This is a genomic window from Stenoxybacter acetivorans DSM 19021, assembly GCF_000745895.1.
GTDB lineage: Bacteria > Pseudomonadota > Gammaproteobacteria > Burkholderiales > Neisseriaceae > Stenoxybacter > Stenoxybacter acetivorans.
In genome coordinates this window covers 1-5,714 of the sequence record NZ_JQKE01000096.1, presented here as the reverse complement: position 1 = coordinate 5,714, position 5,714 = coordinate 1, and the positions used below count along the sequence as shown (strand labels likewise).

Annotated in this window: 1 protein-coding gene; it reads left to right on the top strand. The window is 58.1% G+C overall.

Features of this window, described 5'->3' with window-relative positions:
* The coding region (locus tag Q384_RS10400; RefSeq protein WP_037587858.1) for an Ig-like domain-containing protein at nt 1-5,714 on the top strand (5,714 nt) is incomplete at both ends.

Genomic DNA, 5,714 nt, shown 5'->3' with positions numbered 1-5,714 from the left:
ACGGTATCGGTAAACTTCCAATTATCGGAAGACAGCAGCGACTTTGGTTTGGCATCAATCCAAGTAACCGGCGGCACCCTGCAAAACTTCACCAAAGTTTCAGGCAGCCTGTACACCGCAGAATTTGTTCCGGCCAAAGACTTTGAAGGTACTGCCAGCATCTTTGTGGACAGCGGCAAATTCCACGATTTGGCAGGCAATGCCAACGCCGACGGCGCGGATACCGACAACACCGCGAGCTTCACCGTGGACACCAAAGCCCCGACGGCAACGCTGACCATTGATAAAATGGACGACACAAGCGGCAGCGGCAACGGCGACAACATACTCAATATTGCCGAATCGAAAACCACCCAAATCATCACCGGTACTGCCGGCGGCGATGCCAAAGCGGGCGACACCGTCACCTTAACCGTGAACGGTAAAACCTACAGCGGCGTATTGGACAGCAGCTTAAAATTTGCCATCGGCGTACCCGGTGCGGATTTGGCGGCAGATACTTCCGTTCGCGGCGAAATCGTCATCACCGATGCCGCAGGCAACACCGGCACCGCCAACGCACAGCTGGCATACACCGTGGACACCACCGCTCCTGTGGTCACCATCGCCTTAGACCCGATTACCGGCGACAACAAAATCAACAACCCCGAATCACAGCTGACCGACACCGTTATTTCCGGTAAGGTAACGGGCGACTTTAAAGCGGGCGACTTGGTGACCATCAACTACCCGGACGGCAGCAGCGTTCAGGTAACCGTAACCGCGTCCGGCACATTCAGCACCACCGTCGCCACTTCCATATTGACCGCCGTCAGCAGCGGCACCGTTTCCGCGAGCATCGAAGTGAGTGATGCCGCCGGCAACACCGGCAAAGGCACCACTGCGGAAACCTACACCGTCAACACCGTATTACCGAAACCGGTATTGGTATTTGACAGCCAAGCATTGGGCAGCGGTCAACTGGGCGGCGACGACATACTGAACATAACCGAAGCGGCAAACGCCAACCAAAAAATCAGCGGCACCGTCACCGGCGCGCAAGTGGGCGACACGGTTACCATCACCGTGGGCAGTAAAACCCACACCGGCGTGGTAAAAACAGGCCCGTCCGGCGACTTGATTTTTGAAATCGTCGTCCCGACAGCCGACTTGATTGCCAACACAAGCTACATCATCACCGGCACCGTCACCACCACCGACTCGGTCAGCGGCAACACCGGCACCAGTGCGCCTGCGGATTATCAATACATCATGGCGGCGGTTCTGCCAAAACCGACCCTGACGATAGACCCCGTTACTGCGGACGACATCATCAACGCCACCGAAGCGGCAGGCAATGTGATGGTAACCGGTACCGCCGGCGGTGATGCCAAAGCGGGCGATACCGTCACCATTCACATCAACGGCATGAATTACAGCACCACCGTACAAGCGAACATGACGTGGGGCGTGAGCGTACCCGGTGCGGATTTGGCGGCTTCGGCCAATGCCGCCGGCCAAGCGAACCTCACCGGCGACATCCTGACCACCGACCAATACGGCAACCAAGGCGTCGGCAATGCGCAGCACGCCTACACCGTGGACACCGTCGGACCGACACCGGTGATTACCATCAACACCATCACCGCCGATGACATCATCAACGCCGCGGAATCGCAAGGCATGGTTACCCTGTCGGGCACCACCACCGATGCCTTACCGAATGACACAGTCACCGTCACTTACGGCAGCGGTAAAACCATTACCACCAAAGTGAAAGCAGACGGCAGCTGGTCGGTTGATGTTGCGGGCAGCGATTTAGCGGGCGTGGGTGCATCAGGCAACGTGAAAGCCACCGTTACCAGCAAAGACGCTGCGGGCAATATCGGCACCAGTGCCGAAGCGATTCATGCCTACGCCGTGGACACCACTGCGCCGAATCCGACCATCAAACTCAACCCGATTACCGGCGACGGCATCATCAATGCCGCAGAAGCGAATATTGACCCGGCCACCGGTAAACCCATCGCCGGCAGCCAAATCGGCGTGGGCGGCAAAGTAAACGGCGTGGTCGGCACCGACTTTATGGCGGGCGACGTGGTTACCGTTACCGTGGGCGGCAAATCCTACACCGGCACCGTTGCCCAAGACGGCAGCTTTGTCGTCTTGGTGGATACCCAAGACATGCTGACCGCGTTTGACAACGGCGTCCCCCAAGTCGGTGCTTCTTTGGCGGCAACCGACAGCGCGGGCAACACCGCGGTTGGCAGCGACAACATTACCTACAGCGTGGACTTACACGTACCGCAGCCGACATTGGCGATTGGTGACGTTACCCAAGCGAACAAACAAGCCGACGGCAGCTACACCATTACCGGTACCGCCGGCGGCGACGCAGCGGCGGGCGACATCGTGGTATTGACCATCAACGGCAACACCTACCAAGGCACCGTCCAAGCGGATCTGTCTTGGAAAGTGGAACACATCGTGGCAGGTGATCTGAAAAACGACAGCGACACCACCATAGACGGCAAAATCACCCACACCGACGTCAGCGGCAACACCGGCATCGGTACAGCGGTTCGCCCGTATGACATCGTACCGCCGAGCAGCACCACGACCACCATCACCTTGGGCGACATCACCGCCAAATCGGTTTCCACCGAAGCGGCAGACAACGTGAACAACCAAGAAAGCACCGCCGCCGTGGTCATCAGCGGCAAAGTTGCCGGTGAATTCACCGTGGGCGACACGGTTACCGTTACCATCGGCAGCAGTACTTATACTGCCACCGTGGATGCCGCGGGCGACTTCAGCATCACCGTTGCCGCCGACACAAACGGCAACGCATTGGTACACAACCCGAGCCTCACCGTTACCGCCTCCATCGTCGCGCACGACGCAGCCGGCAATGAGGGCGTGATCAGTGCCGGCAAATCCTACACCGTGAACACCACATCACCGCAGCCGGGCATCGTCATTACCAGCCTGAACGAAACCGGATCAGCGGCAGCCGACAGCTGGCACGATGATAAAATCATCAATGCCGCCGAAGCCTTGGGCGACGTTATGGTATCGGGCACCACCACCGGCGCGAAAGCGGGCGATTGGGTGGAAATCACCTTAAACGGCACCTCATTGGGCAAAGCCCAAGTGGCGGCAGACGGCAGCTCCTACACCGTATTGGTGAGCGGCGCGGCGTTGGCCGGCATCGGCAACGGCAGCACCGGACAATTGGTTGCCACCGTCACCACCGTTGACGCCAACGGCAATACCGGTGTCGGCAGCAACACCAAAGACTACAGCGTGGATACGACCACCGCCGCCGTCACCATCACCGTGAACAACGTAACCGCAGACGACACTGTCAATATTGCCGAATCCGCACCCGGCGTTATGGTGAAAGTGAGCGGCAGCGTGACCGGATTCGGCACAGACGTCCGCCAAGGCGACGTGGTGAGCATCTCCGTGAACGGACAAACCTACAGCGGCACCGTTGATGCCGTGGGTAATTTTGCGGTTGATGTATTGGGTTCAGACTTGGTTGCCCAATACCAAAACGGCAACCACGATATTAAAGCCAGCGTCGTCGCACACGACCCGGCGGGCAACACCCAAACCGTGATCAGTAATCCTCATACGTTTAACATAGACGTAACCGCACCCGCACCGACCATTACCGTCAGCCCGGTATTGACTCCGACCGACATCAACGGCAACCCGCTTGACGGCACCACCGATGCCAACGGCAACCGCTACACCGCGGATAATTTCGTAAACATTGCCGAAGGCAACGGCTACTTCACCATCGGCGGCACCGTCAGCGGCTTGGAAGCAGACAGCAACGGCGTTTACAAAGGCACGGTCAGCATCGTGATTAACGGCATAACCTACAGCACCATTGTTACGTCCACCCAAGCCGACAACGTATCGTGGACGATTACCCAAGTGCCGGGTTCGGGCTTGCTGAAAGACAGCGATACCACGATTGATGCCAGCGTCAGCACCACCGACCTTGCCGGCAACGCCGGCAGCGGCAGCAACACCGGCAGCTACCAGCTGGACACCGTTAAACCCGTGCCGACAATCAGCATTGATGCGTTCACCCCGGCAGGGATCGCGGGCGGCACCGACACCGTTACCTTATCGCAATCGTCAGGCAACATCACCGTTAAAGGCGTGGTCGGCGGCGAATTCAACCCGGGCGACATCGTAACCGTTACCTTAAGCGACGGCGTTAACACCGCCACCGCCACCGCCGCGGTTGATGCCGCGGGCAACTGGGCAGTGAGCTTGGCAGGCAGCGCATTCTTAAGCGATGCCGACCTCAAAATTGCCGCATCGGTGCAAACGGTTGATGACCACGGCAATACCGGCAGCGCGGTTGCTTCACGCGATTTCATCATCGACGTCAACCAGCCGAAAGTGGAGCAAATCGACATCAGCTCCATGCCCACCGTGCATTCACCGGGCACCGCCGCCTACTATGTCGCCGGCGACAAAATCCAAGTAACCGTATCGTTTGACGACGTCGTGTTTGTCAACGGCATACCCACCATTAAATTGCATCTGGACAACGACGGTGCGGGCACAGCGGCAACAGGACAAGACGTAACCGCCTATTATGTTTCCGGTTCCGGCAGCAAAAACCTGGTGTTTGAATACACCGTATTGAGCGGACAATCCGACACCGACAACGTCACCGTGGTTGCCGACAGCTTGGCGAATTCCGCTTCAGGCAGCATCAGAGACAACAACGGCAACGATGCCATCTTAACCGGCGGCACCATCCTGCCGGAAGGTGCCGACAGCCAGCGCATTGATGCCATTTCACCGACCGCTTTCGTTAACTGGGCGTCCACCGGCGACTTGGGCAACTACAACCAAGCCATGATTGCCGCCGGCAAAGACCCGAACAGCCTGACCGACATCAGCAGCTGGGACGGCAGCGGCGTACCGTTAACCGATTCAACCGCCACCGGCGGAGAAAACGCCGCAGAGAACGCTTATGAGCAAAGCAAAGGCGAAGAAATCGGCGTGTATAAAATCGGCGACAGCATTTATCTGAACGTTCAATTCAACGAAGGGGTGATTATTACCAACCCGGCGGCGATGACGCTCACCCTGCAGCTGACCCCGAACGGCGGCTACCCGGCCAACATCTACCCGGAAAACCGCTATGCCAAATTTGATGCCGCGCATTCCGACTTAACCAACGGCAAAATCGTCTTTGAGTATGTGGTGCAAGCGGGCGATGAAGACAGCCCCACCGCCAACGGCGTGGACGCCAAAGGCGTTTCCGTACCGGTAAACGCCATCACCCTGAACGGCGCCGTGATTACCGACTTGGCGGGCAATTTGTATAACGGCGTATTGAACAGCCTCGCGGAAAACAAACAGCAATACATCGACGGCGTTGCCCCTGTGAACACCGCTTCGATTGAAAGCTGGAACGATGCAGTCGGCTTCTACCAAGGCAATAATGTCCGTTCGGACTACGGCAGCGGCACCAACATCAACACCTATGACGATGCCGCCGGCAAACAAACCGCCACCGCCAACGTGGCAACCATCGGCAACGGCGACGTCAGCATGGACGACCCCAACTTCCAGCTGAACATCAAAGTGGACGGCAATAAAACCCTGGACGTGGGCGACAGCATCAACGTGTGGCTGAAAGACCCTGCCGGCGGTGCGGACATCTTGATTGCCAACGTAACGCAGGACAAAGCCGT